The sequence below is a fragment of the Mesorhizobium sp. M1A.T.Ca.IN.004.03.1.1 genome, assembly GCF_003997555.1.
GTDB lineage: Bacteria > Pseudomonadota > Alphaproteobacteria > Rhizobiales > Rhizobiaceae > Mesorhizobium.
The window spans coordinates 1-229 of record NZ_RZTV01001224.1 but is presented as its reverse complement, the minus strand read 5'-3'; the positions used below and the strand labels follow the sequence as shown (position 1 = coordinate 229).

The 229-nt window shown below is 57.2% G+C and carries 1 pseudogene; it reads right to left on the bottom strand.

The features are described 5' to 3' along the window. Nucleotides 1-203: pseudogene (locus EOD29_RS35590) on the bottom strand (carbohydrate ABC transporter substrate-binding protein); the annotation flags it as partial. Nucleotides 204-229 lie beyond the last annotated feature (26 nt).

Below are 229 nucleotides of genomic sequence, written 5' to 3'. Positions count from 1 at the left end.
CTGAAATAATGCGACGCTTGCGCAATACAGCTGTTGAGCTTCGACGTATCGGCGCCCTTCAGGATAGGGATCGTACCGTTGGCAACCGCAAAGGCGGTCTGTGTCGGAATATCCGTGAAGGTCTTGAGGAGCAGATCCTGCGCCTTGCCCATCGCATCATCCGCGGGTTCGGGGAACAGGAACACGTCACCCGAGATGATCATGCCCTGATCGGCGCCGATGATTGCAC